Here is a 16,930-nt window from a genome sequence, read left to right on the forward strand (position 1 = left end):
AAAAAAGCATCCCCCATCAAAACGGAGGATGCATGTATGGCAACGGAACAAAAAAGGGACATAGCTCTGCCACACACCTCCCCATCCGCGTGGTTACCGGTGTACAATTTTGGCAGGTCTCCTGGCTCATGGTCATTGCTAACGGCACCTTCCCATATTATTCATACAGTGGTATACATCCGTTAACTCCCATTTACAGTGGCGCGACCGCGTTGGCATTTCACCAACTTCCCTTTCAAGTCCTTACAGACACCAAATTGTTCATATGTATATAATTTCACTGCCTTTCATTATACACCATTTAGGAAATCGTATTATATGATATTTCAGATTACTTTAAATTAAGATTTGGAACGCAAAAAGGCAACCATCACATGGCTGCCTTCTATAGCTTTAGATGTCACTATTAAAACGGCATGTACTTTGATCACGTAAAAGACCTAGATCTTTCGGCACCATCGTTTCAATCAAAAAGTCATCCGCTTCCTCATAAATGATTTTCTTCATTTCGATTCCGAAGTACTCTTTCATCCGGGCTTCCGTCATCACTTCGCGGACTTCGCCATACACCACACGCTTTTCCTTGGCAGTCATTAAAACATGGTCAGCCAAGTAGAATGCGTGGTTCGGATAATGCGTGTTTATGATACAAGAAATGTTCTTCTCTTTCGATAACCGCTTAAGTGTCTGTAAAATCACGATTTGCTTTTGAATATCAAGATGCGACTCCGGCTCATCAAGAATCAATACATCCGGATCCGATACAAGCGTCCGGGCAATCAAGGCCAGCTGCAATTCCCCACCACTGACGGAATTACAGGACTTTTTGGCAAGGTGAGCAATGCCAACCATTTCAAGAGCAGCGATGGCAGCCTCCCGATCCTTTGCAGAAGGCTGGGACAGCGTACTGATATAAGGCGCCCTTCCCATAATGACAAGCTCTTCCAAAGTAAATCCGAAAACCATTTTATGTGCCTGAGGAACATAACCGATTCGTTTCCAGATCGTTTTGCGTGATAGCGCAGTAAGCGGCTTTCCGTCGATGAGCGTTTGACCCTTTTTCCAATCAAGAAGGCCGGTGATACACTTCAGCATCGTGGTTTTACCGGCACCGTTCGGGCCAAGGATCGCCATGATCTCTCCGTCATTCAACGAAAAGTCAATGTCGGTCTGGTAAAGAAAAGGAGCTTTCTCTCTTTTTTTAGCATAGAAAAAATTCCCTCCCTGCACCTCGATTTTCATGACCACCCACCTCCTGTCTTTCTAAGTAGAATCGCAAAAAATGGTGCGCCGATAATGGCTGTCAATATCGATAGCGGAATTTCCGTAGCCGTTACAGAACGAGCCAGGTTATCGATTAGGAGTAAATAGGCGCCACCAACCGATAGGGATACCGGCAGGACAAGTTGATTGTTGTTCCCGACGAGCATTCTTGCCACATGAGGGATAATCAATCCAACCCAGCCAATGATACCGGCTATCGCTACAGAAGAAGCCGTAATTAACGTCGCACCAAGAATGACCGTCCACTTCAATCTAGTGACCGGGATACCTAGCGATTTTGCTTCATCCTCAGGTAAGGTCAGTAAATTGATTCTCCAGCGTAGTGAATACAAAATCAAGATGCCGACAAGGATGATTGGTCCACCCACATATAAATCCTTGTATGTGGCCGTTCCAAGGCTTCCCATTAACCAGTATGTGATGGCTGGCAGCTTTTCCTCAGGGTCGGCGACAAACTTAATTAACGAGATCAACGCTTGGAAAAGGGCGGAGGTGACAACCCCAGCCAAAACAAGCATGAAGACCGGTGAATCTTTTTTGCCGCTGATTATGAACGTGAAAACGATGGCGGCTAAACCACAGCCAAGTGCCAAGACTTGAGATGCAAAACCATGTCCCAATAATAAAATCCCAAGGGAAGCACCGAACCCAGCACCTGCAGACACTCCTAGGATATCGGGACTGACCAAGGGATTGCCGAACATCCCTTGGAAAGAGGCGCCTGCAATCGATAGGCCCGCACCGATTAACAAGGCCAGTAAAATTCGTGGCAGACGTATTTGAAGGACCACTGTTTCTTCCATCTGTGTCCATGTTGGCTCGATTGGAAACACGGTTGAAAGCAATATTTTAATTTGAGTCCCTAAGTCCATTCCAAAGCGTCCGATGCTCAATGATAGGAGAACCATCGCAATGGGCAATATCCAGAAGAGGACCGTTTTCCATTTTTTCATTTTCATTCCCTACTTTACTGTTTTGCGGCTTCGGAAGATGGGTGAAGAATGTTCTCTACTTGTTCTTCCGTTACATCATAATCATAGAACTCTGAGTAGTAATCCGTGATTTCATCCTTCATATCATAATCAAATAGCTCGGGATGATTTTTCTGAGCCATCCATTTTAACATAAGAGGTGCATCACCGCTTGGTGGGAACCATCTATAGATGCCCAGCGGAATTTTATATACATTTCCTTCTTGTACAGCACTGACCTGACTCCAATCTTGTCCGTTCACTGTATTGTTCGTTAGGTCTTCAGGCTGAGTTGTCGAAAAGTTCGTAATGTAGATGATATCCGGGTTCCATTTGTAGATTTGTTCCATATTGACTTCTTTTGTTCCTGTAACTTCTTCTGCTGCTATATCATAAGCCCCTGTAGCATTTAACCATTGGTTACTAAAGAAGTTCTTCCCACCGACCATGATGCTTTTATCACTGTGCTGATAGAGGATCAATGCTCTAGGCTTGTCTTTATCCTTAATGCCATCTAATTTCTTATCTAATTCGGCTTGAACGGCTTGGCCTTTTTCCAAGAACTTGTCCGTTCTTTCGGTAGTGCCCGTAATTTCCCCAGTCAGTTCCAACCAACTGTTGAAGGTAGCCAATGGCTCCGCAGCTGCTGCATCCATAGGGTTAAGTGCCACAACCGAAACACCTGCATCTTCTAATTTGTTTATGGACTTTTGGTCCTGTGCTTTTTCAAAGTAAAGTTGCGGATTGACTTTCATCAATTCTTCCACGTTCACTTCGCCATTTTTAATGAATGATGTATCTGCCTTTAAAATATCGGGTGATATTTCAGAAAGAATCGAGTTTTCCGCGGCATTATACGCATTAGGATGCAAGCCGACAACTTCCTTCGTCGAATTTGTCGCTACATACCAAGTCGAGAAGTACGGAAGAATGCCACCGACCGCAATACGTTCCACTTTACCTGGTACCGTTACATCACGGCCAAGTTGATCTTGAATCACTTTTTCCTCTGCAGTCGTCTGTTTTTCTGAAGTATTGCCTTTCGAATCATCCCCAGAGTTTCCACAGCCCGTAATCAAAGCGGCCATCGCAGTGGTTGCCGCTAACATTGTCCATTTCTTCTTCATAAAACTTCCTCCTTATCCTTCTCTAAGCCACTTAGCCATCCCATGTAAGAATGGTTTAGATTGGTCGATGAATCCAAGTCCAATGTGGAATATTGGATCAAGGGTGGTAATGATCAATTCGCCTTGATAAGACACATCATCGGTATAGATGATCGAGCGACCCTCGGGAGTATTCACAAGTGATTTTGCCCCTTCCGGAACTTTGAACGTCCCGTGGTAATGCCACTTCATATCTGATAGGGATACATGTTGATATAAAGGATGATCTGTATTTTCAGCCATTAAAGGTAAATCTCCATGCTCCTTCACCCACCAACTGAAATTCACTTCAGATTCCTCCCAGTCTATTCCAGGAAGCCAATTATCCAGCACTTCACCGAAAACGACTAGACGTTTTCCCTCTTGAAGGAACTTCACGAAAAGCGACTGGTACCGTTTTAAAAGCATTAGGGACATCCGATCATTAACAATTAGCGTGTCATATTGACTTAAATCATATGTATGGAGCTGACGAAGTTGAAGCACATCATCATACATATAAGCAAACTCGTCCATTTGAAAGAAACGATGATGGAAACTATAACCGTTATCTAAGATTGCCACTTTCATTGCTTTGTTTCCCCCTTGTTTGCTTCATACTCTTCGCGTATCCAGTCCAAAATTTGTTGACGTAGCACACGCGAACTATTTTCTTGGATTCCAAAGCGATACAGATCCGTTCCTGCACCCGCGACAATCGTGCCACCAGTCGTTTTTCGGTCAATGTAAATGATTGCTTTTCCTTCTTGATCTTCAACGATTACTTCCGAATGTTCTGGAGCCTCAAGATACCCTCTTGAGAAAAAGCCACGAACCCCTTTTTTATAATTCAAATCATAAGGGTCAATTCCTGCGAATATAGGATGTACAGGCTCAGTCAAGCGGATTTCACGGTCCTTCAAAGAAATCGGAGAACGCATCCAATTTCCGCAACCAGGTAACCAAGGTAGGAAATTTTCGGTTTGTGAAAGAATGACACCGCCATCATTCAAATAGTTTTCGATGATTTCTTTATGTTCAAGCAAAAAGGCCTCTTCCACGAAATTTGTCACGATGATCCCAGCATATGCCGAGAAATCAGCAAATGGAATATCATACAATTGCAAAGAAACCAAACCATTTTCATGATCGATGTCTTTAAGTCTTGTGAATTGAATATCAGTACTTATATAGGCTATAGGTTTCATAATCAACCATCTTTCTTATATTGATATAATATTATTTCGATTGTAAATATTGTCAAATGTTGATTTAACGGGATAAAATTACTTTTATTTATTACTTCAAGATAGAATATTTATGGTTATCAGTATAAGTGATAATGATTATCATCGTCAACAAAAACTTTTATCCAATTGGTTTTATCAAAAAACTATGGGGTAACTGATAGACTCCGCCGTAATTACATTTCTCTGTCGCACAAAAAAGCATGGCACGAAGGGCATTTGTCGCCTTCTTCACACTGCCATTCAGACACTACAAGGCATTCAATATAGATAATTGCCCAAGAATATTTTCGCAACAAGAGGCTATAACCTTGAAATGTTTACTAATAACAAATATAATAAGAAAGTCGTCGTTACCTTTATATGTCCCAGTAGCTCAGTAGGATAGAGCGACAGCCTCCTAAGCTGTAGGTCGTAGGTTCGATTCCTATCTGGGACGCTAAATTGAAAACAGCCAAAACCTTGTAATATGGAGGTTTTGGCTGTTTTTTTAATGGAACAATGATAAAAGTAGAAATATTGATGTAAGTTGTTTATTAAAAGAGGGATATGGCACCCAGCCCTTCCGATTATTCATGCCATTTAATGAAGACTGCCTTCCTTTATGTCCATATAAAGTGTTCGGTCTGGTTGAACTTCAGCATAAAAGACATCAGAGATTGATGTAATGCCAGCTTTAGCTAATTGACCATTCAGCCACTTCATATCAAGGTTTAACTCATCCAGGTTATCCATGTTAACTACCCCATCCGAAATAACGCCTGTTATGATGGGCGAAGGGTTCTTTTGAAGATTTCCAATATTCATGTCGCCTCTTACGATAGGCTGCTTATGTTCTTTCTTCATAACCGAAAGCTTACCCGTAATTTCAAAAATGGCATATTCCACTTCAGTGATTGAGAATATACTTTTTTGCCTAAGCAATGCCAGCAACGTATCTGCATCCAAGTTAACCTTACGAAGTAATTTTTCCATAATTTTACCATTTTTGATGATGATAAGGGGTTCTCCCTCAATCACGCTTCGTGCTTTTTTCGACTTAATGACAATGCGTCCAGATACGACCGTAAGTAAACTCCATATCATTAAGGCGACCATACCATTCAGAATGCTTAAACGAGGGTTGAAAGAAAGATTCCCCGCTATTGAACCGATGGAAATGGCAGAAGCAAAGTTGAAGAATGTCATCTCTGAGATTTCTTTTCTTTCCATCACCCTTGTTAGAGTCAAAAGAATAACAAAGGACAATGATGATCTAATGATTATTTCGATAACCCCAAATCAATTCCCCCTTTTCTACAATATTATTTCCACAATTGATAAATATATCATAAAAAGGTTATTTTTCTGGAAGGCGAAATAATACAAGACTCTAAATAATAATTACTCGTATATTTTTTACTTTTTTTGAAAAAATTGTTTAAGCTTGTCCCAATCGGGTAGATAAATAGTGTAAGACATTCTCACCAAAGGAGATGATGTGCAAGATGAGTACTATCAGAAGCCAATGGAACAAAGAGAATGACGCAGCGGTGTTTAGTCCCGGTGATCAGCGCTAGAAGCTAGTGAAGCTTTCATGAAAACCACGAGGAAAATACAAATCTTCTCATCCAAAGGAGGATACCAACATGAGTATTTACAGCCAATGGAATCCAGAGAATGACGAAAGCAATTTTCAGTCCAGGTGATCAGTGTTAGAAACTAGTAAAGCATTCGATGAAAACCATGAAGGAAAATGACAAATCTTCTCACCAAAGGAGGATACCAACATGAGTATTCACAGCAATGGAATCCAGAGAATGATGAAGCAATTTTCAGTCCAGGTGATCAGTTGCCCTTCAGTGCGCTCACACCATTAGAAACGGTCAAACAGACGACCGATAAAACACCTGAATTTGATTTACAAGGTACCGTACTGAATAAAATCTAATTGATATTGATGAATGATAGAAAAAGGATGGAGCAAATCTGCTCCATCCTTTTTCATATTTAGATGAACTTCGCTACTTCATCTAACGACAATCTTGTAGTTTGGAAAGAAGGTGAAGCTGCCTTCCCTATTGCAATTAAGACAATCGGAACATAACGTTCAGGCACATCGAATCTTTCAATGAATTGTTGTTTATTATACCCACCCATTGTAAGTGTGTCGTATCCCTTAGATTTCGCTATTAGCATAAGCTGCATCGAAACAAGTCCAGCATCAAAATTAGCCATACTCTCCCTGGTTTCTCTTGAAGCATCATTCCGATACTGGACTTTTCCTATTATTTATCGAATTTCAGTTTCGCCAATGCATCCGCTAATGCTGTATTGATCGGCTCCTCTTTGTTTTGCTTTTTCATATAATTCGAGACTTCATTTTTAGACACTTTCTTATTCTTGTTTTGACCTTTTCGTTTGTTATATGAAGAAAGCTTTTCATGAAAGCCACATTTACATGTGAACGTCTGTGCTTCTCCTTGCCCCCTCATTTCCATTTTCTTATGGCATTGTGGGCATCTTGCATTTGTTACACGTGAAACACCTTTTTTATGCCCGCATTCTCGGTCTTGGCAAACGAGCATTTTCCCTTTTTTACTGTTTACTTCAAGCATCAACTTGCCGCAATCCGGGCATTTTGTGCCGGAAATGTTATCATGCTTGAATTTTTGATCACTCGTCTTGATTTCGTGAACGATATTTTTCGCATAGGTGCGCATATCCCCAATGAATGTACGCTTATCAAGCGTTCCGTTAGCAATGGCGGTTAGCTTCTGTTCCCATTGTGCGGTCAACGCTGGCGAACGTAGATCTTCGGGAGACAACTCGAGGAGCTGTTTACCTTTTGAGGTAACATGAAGACCTTTTCCACGTTTTTCAATCAGGAAACTATTGAACAATTTTTCAATAACATCGGCCCGGGTCGCAACGGTGCCGATTCCCCCGGTTTCCCCCAACGTCTTAATGAGTTCCTTGCTTTCCCCAGCCATGAAACGAGCGGGATTTTCCATTGCAGATAACAAGGTGCCCTCATTGAATGGCTCCGGTGGTCTTGTTTCTCCCTCTGTTTGTTTCACTGCCGTGATGTCTAAGATGTCACCATTCTCGAGTGTCGGAAGCAATTGCTCTGTAAGGCCATCACTTGCCTCTTCTTCCTCGAACTGATGATCATAGACTTCCTTCCAACCTGATTTCAAGATGACTTTTCCTTTAGCGACGAATGTTTCACTGCCCACTTTTGCGGTAACGGTCGTTTGCTCATATTCAAATGGTGGCATCAGAACCGCAAGGAACCGTTTGACGACAAGGTCGTAAATTTTCGATTCCTTGTCACTCAATTTACCCGGTAGAGGCGTTTGCTCAGTAGGTATGATGGCATGATGATCACTCACCTTGCTGTCATCCACGAATGATTTATTAGCCTTGATCGGGCTACGCAAGATTCTCGATGCATATTGGGCATATGGCTTGATGCTGACTGCCTGTAATCTTTCTCTCAGCGTCTCGACCAAATCCGAGGTTAAGAAACGCGAGTCCGTTCTTGGATAGGTCAGGACTTTGTGTCCTTCATATAAACGTTGCATGATGGAAAGTGTCTCTTTCGCCGAATAACCGAATTTCTTATTGGCATCCCTTTGTAGCTCAGTTAGGTCATATAACTGGGGCGCAAAATTCTTCTTATGGGCTTTTTTCACTTCCACCACTTCAGCCTTTTTGTTTTTCACATCAGCAAGGACTTTGTCTGCCTTTGCCTTTTCGAATGTGCGTATATCTTTCGAATGGACGTCTTGCCAGACAAGGCGTAGTTGAGATTCTGCCGTTACCGTAACGCCATAAAATTTCCTCGGCTGAAATTGTTTGATTTCCTTTTCCTTGGCAGCTATCATCGCTAGTGTAGGCGTTTGAACCCTTCCGCACGATAACTGGGCATTATGCTTCGTTGTCAGTGCCCTTGTAGCATTCATACCGACAAACCAATCCGCCTCGGCCCGAGCAACTGCAGAGGCAAATAGATTCTCGTACTCTTTCCCATCCTTCAGCTTGTTAAATCCATCCTTAATCGCCTTATCAGTTACCGATGATATCCAGAGCCGCTTGATTGGTTTTTTAACATTCGCTTTTTCCAGAATCCAACGTGCAACGAGCTCCCCTTCCCGTCCTGCATCGGTTGCGATGATGACGTCCTTGACATCACTGCGGTTCAATTGCGTTTTTACCGCTTGAAACTGCTTTCCGGATTGCTTGATTACGACCAATTTCAAGGATGGAGGCAACATAGGGAGGTCTTCGAGCCGCCATGTTTTGTATTTTTCGTCATACGTTTCCGGATCTGCATGGGTAACTAAATGACCAAGCGCCCAGGTGACGATATACTGACTTCCTTCCAAATAACCGTTGCCTTTTTTTTCGCAATTCAGCACTTTTGCTATATCTCTTCCGACCGATGGTTTCTCGGCCAGTACGACTGTTTTACTCATCAAATACATCCTTTCCCTTTTAAACTGATTCTCTCATTATCTCATATATTTTTAGTCAGGGCGATAAAGGACTAGGGACTAACAACTAATGTCGAAGTGACTTAGGCAGACCGTCTAGTGGTGAACCATTTATCGGTGGACCCCACCTAATTCATGCGCAATATGTAAATTACTAGATTAGATAGCAATCTAGTACAGATTTTAGTATGATGAAACGTAGAGATTTTTTCAAAATAATTGGGAGGTTCAACATAAATGAGCTTACTTTCTATAGATAATTTGGCACACAGCTTTGGTGATCGGACATTATTCAGAGATGTTACGTTCCGATTGATGGCTGGGGAACATGTAGGCCTCGTCGGCGCTAACGGCGTAGGTAAATCAACAATGATGAACATTATTACCGGGCAACTGATTCACGATGAAGGCCGAGTTGATTGGACACCTGGCGTTGAATATGGCTACCTTGACCAGCACACCGTCCTGACTAAAGGCAAAACGATACGCGATGTGTTAAGAGATGCCTACTTACCTTTATTCGAGCAGGAAAAAGCTTTGAATGAAGTGACCGAGAAAATGGGTTCAGCGACACCAGAGGAACTTGAAGAACTTTTGGAACAAATGGGGGAAATCCAAGATAAACTCGAAGCTGGGGATTTTTATAATTTAGATATGAAAATCGAAGATGCGGCACGCGGGTTGGGCTTGGATGCGATAGGCCTTGAGCGTGACGTTTCTGCTCTGAGTGGCGGACAGCGGACAAAAGTATTGCTGGCGAAACTGCTATTGGAACAACCCCAAGTACTACTGTTGGATGAGCCGACAAACTACTTGGATGTGGAGCATATCCGTTGGTTGAGCAGCTACTTAAAGGAATATCCTAACGCATTCCTATTGATTTCACATGATACCGAGTTCATGAACGGCGTAGTTGATGTCATCTTCCATCTAGAATTCTCGAAATTGACCCGTTATACGGCGACATACGAAAAATTCCTTGAACTTGCTGAACTGAATAAGAACCAACATATTAATGCATACGAAAAACAGCGGGACTTCATTAAAAAGCAGGAAGACTTCATCGCAAAAAATAAAGCCCGTTATTCAACTTCTGGCCGGGCAAAAAGTCGGGAGAAGCAATTGAATCGCATAGAACGTATCGACCGTCCGGAAACGGCGATGAAACCGACTTTCGATTTCAAAGAGTCACGTGCGAGCAGCCGGTATGTATTTGAAGGGGAAGATATTGAAATCGGCTATGACCGTCCATTACTTCCAAAACTTTCAATGAACATAGAGCGTGGGGAGAAAATTGCCATTGTGGGATGTAACGGAGTGGGGAAATCCACACTGTTAAAAACGATTCTTGGTAAAATCGAGCCACTAAGCGGGAAAAGATCACTTGGTGATTTCCTCTTCCCTTCTTATTTTGAACAAGAGGTACAAGCAGGCAACACGACACCGATCGATGAAGTGTGGAATGCATTCCCTCATCTCGATCAACCTCAAGTACGGGCTATCCTCGCGCGGGTTGGCTTAAAAAATGAACATATCACTCGCCCGATGGCCCACTTAAGTGGTGGGGAACAGTCCAAGGTCCGCTTGTGTAAGTTGATGCTTACAGAAAGCAACTGGCTTCTGTTCGATGAACCAACAAACCATTTAGACGTGGTGGCCAAGGAAGAATTGAAACGTGCATTGAAAGAATATAAAGGAACGGTTCTGATTGTCTGCCATGAACCCGATTTCTACGAGGATTGGGTCACGAAAGTATGGGACGTCGAAGAATGGTCGAACAACAACTAAATGAACGGTCAAAGAGGGTGCCGCATACGTTGCGGGCACCCTCTTTATTTTATTGAACGGGAGTGGTCATGCTCAATGATTAATGCATGCCCCCACTACGTTCAGCTACTAACGTATACGTTTTAGGTATCCCAATGTCATGGATTTTGTGGTTTGGTTCTTCTTCAAGGACTTTGATGATCAAACCGGATTCTCCGACTGCCGTTATGAGTTCACCCATGGTCCATTTGCGTTGGATCACTTTCGAAAGGCTTTGCTTATCTTCATCAGGCATATGTTTGGAGAAAGCCACCTCGTTATTTTCAATGGCAGGAGCAAAATAATTGCCTGTCACCTTATGTTTTTTGCCAGAAGAGGTTATGAGTTTCGTCGAAATTGGATGGAACTCATGCAGCACGAATCGTCCCCCCGGCTTCAACATCCTTTTTACCGTTTCGAATAATGGCTGCAGATCTATGAGATAGTGAAGGACACCCAGTTCCATCAAGACCAAGTCCTGGTCTCCTAATGCATGTTTGGGCGGCAAGGACAGCACATCCGAGACAATATATTCAATGCAGACGTTAGCTGATTCAGCCAGTTCGTTCGCGAAAGTAGCATTTTCCCGAGAGAAATCCACGACCTTAACGTCAGCTCCCAACATCGCCATGGCGACTGCCTTGACCCCATTCGATCCCATTAAATGTGTGACTTTCCGACCCACTATGTCTCCCATATATTTATAAAATGGATGCAATCTCCATCGCGGGTTGTGCTTGATCTTCCCTGCCAATTCATCCGGTTTCCCGTAACGGTTCACAAGGGCTAGATAATTATTTTGATTCCAGGCCTGTTCATTTTCAGCTGTAAAGCCTTTTTGTGCCGATAATAGATACGCATGGATTTCATCACGATTACTCTGCATTTCAGCATTGTAAAGGTAGCTGTATAGGGATTGGCACCAAAGCTCGGTTTCCCCTACTGGTATGAGTAATCGGTAAGGGTCCGTTTTAATTGTCCTATTGAATAAACAGCGGACCGTAATCAGTATTCCATCCTTTTCAACCTGGAAAAAGGCTGTTTCAGGATTCTTTGCGGGCTGTGAAGGAGCATGATCTATGAAAAGGGAAAATGTTTCATCAAAAACATCCCACTGCACGTCGACCGAGACATTTATAGTATCCTTTATTTCAACCCCTTGTATAAATAAAGCGGAGGGTCCCGTAAATTGATAGGGAATGTTTCCATCCTCAAGCAATTCCCCTATCCATGTAATTGTATGTAAATAGTTTCCGTTCATGCGAACCTCCTAGATCAGTAAAAATCAGTAGAATCAATCTTCCATAGCCAACGACAAACCTGTGCGCGTGAGGGAGATCAGTTCTTTGTCACCTCGATTGATTCCATACACAAGCAGCCTGACGAGCATGTAAATCGCCCTAAATCTTGCCAGGTTTTTGACTTCGGTTTCAATTTCACCATAGATTTCAAAAAAGGACCGTCTCGCCTCTTTTGGAAAGTAGCTGTATAAAAAAGAAAAATCGATAGCTGGATGCCCGATATGAACGTCCCCCCAGTCAATGATGCCCATTAGTACACCCTGGGCATCGAGCAAGACGTTCCGGACATGAATATCACCATGGACAAGGGTATCGCATGTCCCTTCATACGATGCATCCAGGTCTTTCAAATACATCGAAACGGCATGGGCCTGTTCAGAATAGCCTAGTGCCACTAATGCTAAGAGTTGCTCATCAAGGCTGTCCTGCCGGAAAGAAACATCAAGTCTCCGCATTCCATCAGGCTGTACACCCAATTGTTTCGCCGTTGGAACAGGAAACCCGTGAAGCACTTTCAGGAAGTGGGCAAACTTTATTGCCGAGGAAATCTTACTTTCCATGGTTTCCTTCACAGGTAAGTGTCCCTTCACCATTTTGTAGCCAGTAAAGGGATATGGATAACTACCGCTCGGCTCTCCAAAAAAGACCGGTTCAGGAATGGCTAGCGGAAGGTTTCCGGCCAATGAAGGCAAAAGCTTGTTTTCCACTTGAATTAAGGTAACAGCAATGGGTCTACGGGGAAATCTGAATACATACTCCTCATTCACCTGAATGACCGTATTGTCAAACCCTTCCCCGATTTGCCTCACCTTTTCCAAGCCAACATCGGGAAACTGATGCTTTATCAAATTCTTTGCAAGTTCTAAGGAAACTGGATATTCTGCCAACCATGGTTTGTCCAATTCTCCTTCCCCCTTTATCGGTTTCTGCCCCTGCTAGGTGAACCTCCTGAATCATTGCGACGGTTCCCATTCGGACTATGGGTATTCCCCCTTCTGCTTTGACTCCCTCCTTGTCGTTCTCCTCGGGCATTGTCGCGACTACGTCCCCGACTTTCATCCCTTTTATCTCCTCGTGTGTTCTCGCGTTTAGGACCTCGGTTTGCAAAGCCCTCACGTGTATTCTCTAGACTCAACTCACGATTGTCGGCCTGATTAGCGGAGCGGTGACTTCCTCGGTTCGGACCTCGCGTATCGATTCTTTCTCTATGACGGCGTCCACCACCCGAACGTGGACGACGTGCTTCCCCTTCAGACGAGTCGCGGTCATGACGCTTCCGTTTATTCTCGACTTCGCCCGGCTGGAACATCTTAACCCCTTCGATCTTTCTCCGTTCAATTTTCATTGAAATACCTTTTTCAATATCACTCAAAAGCTGAAGATCCTTCGTAGCAATAAAGGTTACGGCTAATCCATGCTCACCGGCCCTTCCTGTACGTCCTATCCTATGGATATAGCTTTCGGCATCTTCAGGAACATCGTAGTTAAAAACATGTGTCACGCCTTCAACATCCAGCCCACGCGCAGCAACATCCGTGGCCACTAAATATTGAAGCTTCGCATCCCGGAAGTTTTTCATGACGCGCTCTCGTTTTGCCTGCGACAGATCTCCATGAAGTTCATCCGAGTTGAAACCAGCCGCCTTTAAAGCATCGTTCAAAACAGAAACACGGCGCTTTGTCCGGCAAAAAACAATCGCCAGATATGGCTGTTCTTCCTTTATGATGCTGATCAGTGAGGACTGTTTGGCCCTATCCGTCGTTTCAATGACAAGTTGACGGATCTGCTCGACCGTCACTTGCTCAGCTTTAACAGCAGCTGTCAATGGTCTATCCATATAACGCTTCGCCAACTGATGGACTTGTTCTGGCATCGTCGCGGAAAAGAGCAGCGTTTGTCTTGTCTCTGGCAATTGTCCCATGATTTCTTCCACTTCCGGTAAAAATCCAATATGGAGCATTTGGTCGGCTTCATCCAAAACAAGCGTTTCGGTTTGGGATAAATCAATGGTTCCCCTTCGTAAATGGTCTAATAATCGGCCCGGTGTAGCTACCACGACAGAAATATTCCGTGTCAGCTTTTTCATTTGCTGCTCCACATCTTGTCCACCATACACGGCTAGCACTTGCAATTCCTCGATCTCATTGGCGAACTTTTTCAGCTCAGCCGTTATCTGTAACGCTAACTCCCTAGTCGGTGTGACGATTAATGATTGAACGTGGGAAGCTTTTGGGTCGACTTTTTCTAATATTGGAAGCAAAAATGCCAATGTCTTCCCCGTTCCTGTCTGTGCTTTTGCGATGACATCCCGGCCCGCCATTATGTCAGGTATCGATTTTTCCTGTATCGGGGTTGGGCTGGTTATGCCGGTTTGCTTCAATATCGTGTTAATTTCTGGGCTTATGCCAAGCTCGATGAAATTTGTCATGTATCGGCCTACTCTCTATATTTGTGATATCTTATTTAAATCATCATTACATCCATTGTTTATTACTGATTCTACACTAAGGCAATTTCCTTTACTCCAAGTTCTTTGTTAGTATATCATTATCTATTTTTGAGAGAAAATTTTTCATGGTATTGTGCTTTAGATGTTTTTCTAATATAATTTATAGGATTTTAAATTTCTGACTAACTATACTATTTGAGCTACTTGCCTGGAAAAAGGTGGGCGTCTCCTCCTTGTAAATGTCCGTACAAGGAGTTTTTGTATATAAAAAGAAGGAGTGGCCGCATGTTTAAATTAAAAGAACGGAAAACGAATATTAAGACAGAAGTCCTTGCAGGGCTTACAACCTTTTTAACATTAGCTTATATCATCGTTGTAAACCCCAAAATTCTTTCTGATGCTGGTGTTCCCTTTGAACAGGCTTTTACAGCAACCATCATCGCTACCTTAGTCGGTACTCTTTTCATGGCTTTTCTAGCCAATTATCCGATTGTCATTGCTCCTGCGATGGGATTGAATGCCTATTTCGCGTACTCTGTCCTAGGCACGCATGATATCTCGTACACGGTTGCCTTTTCGGCAGTCTTTGTTACAGGGATTATCTTCGTCATATTATCGCTTACTTCTTTCCGGTCTAAACTGATTGAAGCGATTCCCAATAATCTGAAACATGCTATCAGCGCCGGGATTGGTCTATTCATCACCTTTATCGGGCTTCGTTTATCTGGGGTCGTAACGAGTCATGAATCGAACCTGGTGACCCTAGGGAGCTTCAGAGACCCAAGCGTGGCACTTACCTTAATCGGTTTGGTAATAACCATCATTTTAATGGTCCGTAAAATTCAGGGTTCCATTTTCATCGGGATGATCATTACAGCGATCATTGCCCTCTTTACTGGACAACTTAAAATTGAACATTTTGTTTCGGTGCCATCGTTACCCGAGGGCATCATTGTCGCTAATCCAATCACTTCTTTTGCGGATGTTGTAAACTACGGCCTATATGGTGTAGTGTTTTCCATCCTTCTCGTTATGCTTTTCGACACCACCGGAGCCCTAATCGGGATTGTGCGCCAAGCAGGGTTATTGAAAGACGGAAAGTTGGAGAAAGCAGGAAGTGCCTTCTTCGCGGATTCCGTTGGGACAACAATCGGAGCCATGTTCGGTACAAGCCCTACTGCCGCCTCCGTGGAGTCCTCGGCCGGTGTAGGTTCAGGTGGTAAAACAGGGTTAACCGCTCTTGTCGTAGCCATTCTTTTCTTGGTCACTGCTTTCTTCAGCCCACTTATCGGGGCAGTATCAGATATTGCGGCCATCACTGCACCTAGCTTGATCATAGTTGGTAGCATGATGATCAAAAGCATCAATGAGATTGAATGGACCCATTTCGACGAATCTTTCCCAGCCTTTTTGGTCATTGTTACGATGCCTCTTACTTCAAGTATCGCCAATGGTATAGCACTTGGATTCATCTCATATCCAATACTAAAAATCGCAAGAGGGAAATTCAAAGAAGTCCATCCGTTAGTATACATCTTTGCCGTTCTTTTTCTTTACCAACTCATTTTCTTAGCATAAAAGAGAGGAACCGTGACATCACGGTTCCTCTTTTCATGTCCTATCCTCGCCTTTAACCTCCTTCGAATCCTATCAAAAAAAGGATATCCAACATGTTGTCAGATACCCTTCCTCTTTTACTGATTCATTTGATCCAGAAAGTCGCCAAGAAGATCATCCAGATTTTCCTCTTCTGGTTCCGGTTGCTCTGACTGTTCTGAAGTCTCATCGAAACTCCAATCAAAATCATCCAAATCCATTTCGGGTAATTCCTTCGGTTCTTCTTCCAAACTCCTCTCCACCAATTCTTCCTCTTCCTTTACATAGACATCCTCATTGATTCCATTGCTGTTTAGTGATGCCAACAAGGCCGTAGCCCGTAAAGGATCGGATAAAAGATGGTACAAAATCGTTCCAAGCATTGCTTCTGAGTGGGAATGCTTTAGCCAGTCACGCTGAGATTTACTAAGCTTATTCGGCATGGGCAAGGCAACCATCTCCCGTTCCTGATGAGAGGATTGCCCAACGCCATCAAGAACATACTCAGCAATTTTACTGGAAAAATTTCTTCTTTCCGTTTCCTTTAATTTCTGCAGCTGCCTTAACGTATAATCGGATACATCTGAAGGGATACGAAAAGTGATGGCCTGTCCTCTTTTGATTTCAGAAGAAGCTGTTTTTTTCATTTTCTC

At 43.2% G+C, this 16,930-nt stretch carries 15 protein-coding genes, 1 tRNA gene and 1 riboswitch; of the genes, 4 read left to right on the forward strand and 12 right to left on the reverse strand.

The window, feature by feature from the left end:
* Positions 1-94 precede the first annotated feature (94 nt).
* A riboswitch (cobalamin riboswitch) is annotated at positions 95-272 on the reverse strand.
* A gap of 121 nt (positions 273-393) precedes the next feature.
* Genes ACQKL0_RS02405 through ACQKL0_RS02425 form a run of 5 tightly spaced genes read right to left on the reverse strand, consistent with a single transcriptional unit; the run spans position 394 to position 4,608 of the window.
* Complete coding sequence (locus ACQKL0_RS02405; RefSeq protein ID WP_427685989.1) at positions 394-1,242, reverse strand: ABC transporter ATP-binding protein; 849 nt, start codon at positions 1,240-1,242, stop codon at positions 394-396.
* The gene (locus tag ACQKL0_RS02410; protein ID WP_402990572.1) at positions 1,239-2,237 is read right to left on the reverse strand and encodes a FecCD family ABC transporter permease; all 999 of its coding nucleotides are present in this window, start codon (positions 2,235-2,237) and stop codon (positions 1,239-1,241) included. The genes ACQKL0_RS02405 and ACQKL0_RS02410 overlap by 4 nt, the downstream gene beginning before the upstream one ends.
* Positions 2,238-2,251: 14 nt before the next feature.
* Positions 2,252-3,382, reverse strand: coding sequence for an ABC transporter substrate-binding protein (locus ACQKL0_RS02415; RefSeq protein ID WP_407407571.1), 1,131 nt, complete (start codon positions 3,380-3,382; stop codon positions 2,252-2,254).
* A gap of 12 nt (positions 3,383-3,394) precedes the next feature.
* Positions 3,395-3,991, reverse strand: a complete 597-nt coding sequence (locus tag ACQKL0_RS02420; protein WP_427685990.1) for a hypothetical protein — start codon at positions 3,989-3,991, stop codon at positions 3,395-3,397.
* Complete coding sequence (locus ACQKL0_RS02425) at positions 3,988-4,608, reverse strand: hypothetical protein (RefSeq protein ID WP_427685992.1); 621 nt, start codon at positions 4,606-4,608, stop codon at positions 3,988-3,990. The genes ACQKL0_RS02420 and ACQKL0_RS02425 overlap by 4 nt, the downstream gene beginning before the upstream one ends.
* 404 nt (positions 4,609-5,012) lie before the next feature.
* Here ACQKL0_RS02425 and ACQKL0_RS02430 point away from each other — a divergent pair.
* A tRNA-Arg gene (locus ACQKL0_RS02430) sits at positions 5,013-5,086 on the forward strand.
* A 143-nt stretch (positions 5,087-5,229) separates the two neighbouring features.
* Here the strand turns inward: ACQKL0_RS02430 and ACQKL0_RS02435 are convergent.
* Complete coding sequence (locus ACQKL0_RS02435; protein ID WP_427686054.1) at positions 5,230-5,919, reverse strand: DUF421 domain-containing protein; 690 nt, start codon at positions 5,917-5,919, stop codon at positions 5,230-5,232.
* Between the two features lie 463 nt (positions 5,920-6,382).
* Here ACQKL0_RS02435 and ACQKL0_RS02440 point away from each other — a divergent pair, with 463 nt between their 5' ends.
* Positions 6,383-6,577, forward strand: a complete 195-nt coding sequence (locus tag ACQKL0_RS02440) for a hypothetical protein (RefSeq protein ID WP_427685993.1) — start codon at positions 6,383-6,385, stop codon at positions 6,575-6,577.
* Positions 6,578-6,636: 59 nt separating this feature from the next.
* On the opposite strand, the gene ACQKL0_RS02445 is transcribed toward ACQKL0_RS02440, so the two are convergent.
* Both ACQKL0_RS02445 and ACQKL0_RS02450 read right to left on the reverse strand, forming a co-directional pair.
* Positions 6,637-6,918 carry a nitroreductase family protein gene (locus ACQKL0_RS02445; RefSeq protein ID WP_427686056.1) on the reverse strand — a complete coding sequence of 94 codons (282 nt, stop codon included), beginning with the start codon at positions 6,916-6,918 and terminating at the stop codon, positions 6,637-6,639.
* Positions 6,915-9,107 carry a DNA topoisomerase III gene (locus ACQKL0_RS02450; protein ID WP_427685995.1) on the reverse strand — a complete coding sequence of 731 codons (2,193 nt, stop codon included), beginning with the start codon at positions 9,105-9,107 and terminating at the stop codon, positions 6,915-6,917. Before ACQKL0_RS02450 ends, ACQKL0_RS02445 begins: the two co-directional genes overlap by 4 nt.
* Before the next feature lie 255 nt (positions 9,108-9,362).
* Between ACQKL0_RS02450 and abc-f the strand changes: the two genes are divergently transcribed.
* Entirely contained in the window at positions 9,363-10,913 is a 1,551-nt protein-coding gene (abc-f, locus tag ACQKL0_RS02455) for a ribosomal protection-like ABC-F family protein (RefSeq protein WP_402870105.1), read from the forward strand.
* A gap of 79 nt (positions 10,914-10,992) precedes the next feature.
* Here abc-f and ACQKL0_RS02460 read toward each other — a convergent pair whose 3' ends face one another.
* The 3 genes from ACQKL0_RS02460 to ACQKL0_RS02470 are packed head-to-tail and all read right to left on the reverse strand — an operon-like array spanning position 10,993 to position 14,660.
* Complete coding sequence (locus ACQKL0_RS02460; protein WP_427685997.1) at positions 10,993-12,192, reverse strand: class I SAM-dependent methyltransferase; 1,200 nt, start codon at positions 12,190-12,192, stop codon at positions 10,993-10,995.
* Positions 12,193-12,225: 33 nt separating this feature from the next.
* Positions 12,226-13,134 (reverse strand): phosphotransferase, encoded by a 909-nt coding sequence (locus ACQKL0_RS02465; protein ID WP_427685999.1) that lies wholly within the window; start codon positions 13,132-13,134, stop codon positions 12,226-12,228.
* A 14-nt stretch (positions 13,135-13,148) separates the two neighbouring features.
* Complete coding sequence (locus ACQKL0_RS02470) at positions 13,149-14,660, reverse strand: DEAD/DEAH box helicase (RefSeq protein WP_427650198.1); 1,512 nt, start codon at positions 14,658-14,660, stop codon at positions 13,149-13,151.
* A 306-nt stretch (positions 14,661-14,966) separates the two neighbouring features.
* Between ACQKL0_RS02470 and ACQKL0_RS02475 the strand changes: the two genes are divergently transcribed.
* Complete coding sequence (locus ACQKL0_RS02475; protein ID WP_407407995.1) at positions 14,967-16,259, forward strand: NCS2 family permease; 1,293 nt, start codon at positions 14,967-14,969, stop codon at positions 16,257-16,259.
* A 116-nt stretch (positions 16,260-16,375) separates the two neighbouring features.
* Here the strand turns inward: ACQKL0_RS02475 and ACQKL0_RS02480 are convergent, their stop codons facing one another.
* A complete protein-coding gene (locus ACQKL0_RS02480) occupies positions 16,376-16,924 on the reverse strand; it encodes a hypothetical protein (protein ID WP_402870092.1) in 549 nt (182 codons plus the stop codon).
* Positions 16,925-16,930 lie beyond the last annotated feature (6 nt).

This window comes from Peribacillus sp. NPDC097264 (assembly GCF_050277925.1).
In the GTDB taxonomy this organism is placed as follows: Bacteria; Bacillota; Bacilli; order Bacillales; family DSM-1321; genus Peribacillus.

Bases quoted from the DNA above. Each gene is read 5' to 3' on its own strand.
- ACQKL0_RS02405 (WP_427685989.1), bottom strand. From the start codon at position 1,242: ATGAAAATCGAGGTGCAGGGAGGGAATTTTTTCTATGCTAAAAAAAGA.
- ACQKL0_RS02410 (WP_402990572.1), bottom strand. From the start codon at position 2,237: ATGAAAAAATGGAAAACGGTCCTCTTCTGGATATTGCCCATTGCGATG.
- abc-f (WP_402870105.1), top strand. From the start codon at position 9,363: ATGAGCTTACTTTCTATAGATAATTTGGCACACAGCTTTGGTGATCGG.
- ACQKL0_RS02420 (WP_427685990.1), bottom strand. From the start codon at position 3,991: ATGAAAGTGGCAATCTTAGATAACGGTTATAGTTTCCATCATCGTTTC.
- ACQKL0_RS02415 (WP_407407571.1), bottom strand. From the start codon at position 3,382: ATGAAGAAGAAATGGACAATGTTAGCGGCAACCACTGCGATGGCCGCT.
- ACQKL0_RS02475 (WP_407407995.1), top strand. From the start codon at position 14,967: ATGTTTAAATTAAAAGAACGGAAAACGAATATTAAGACAGAAGTCCTT.
- ACQKL0_RS02470 (WP_427650198.1), bottom strand. From the start codon at position 14,660: ATGACAAATTTCATCGAGCTTGGCATAAGCCCAGAAATTAACACGATA.
- ACQKL0_RS02440 (WP_427685993.1), top strand. From the start codon at position 6,383: ATGACAAATCTTCTCACCAAAGGAGGATACCAACATGAGTATTCACAG.
- ACQKL0_RS02450 (WP_427685995.1), bottom strand. From the start codon at position 9,107: ATGAGTAAAACAGTCGTACTGGCCGAGAAACCATCGGTCGGAAGAGAT.
- ACQKL0_RS02425 (WP_427685992.1), bottom strand. From the start codon at position 4,608: ATGAAACCTATAGCCTATATAAGTACTGATATTCAATTCACAAGACTT.
- ACQKL0_RS02460 (WP_427685997.1), bottom strand. From the start codon at position 12,192: ATGAACGGAAACTATTTACATACAATTACATGGATAGGGGAATTGCTT.
- ACQKL0_RS02480 (WP_402870092.1), bottom strand. From the start codon at position 16,924: ATGAAAAAAACAGCTTCTTCTGAAATCAAAAGAGGACAGGCCATCACT.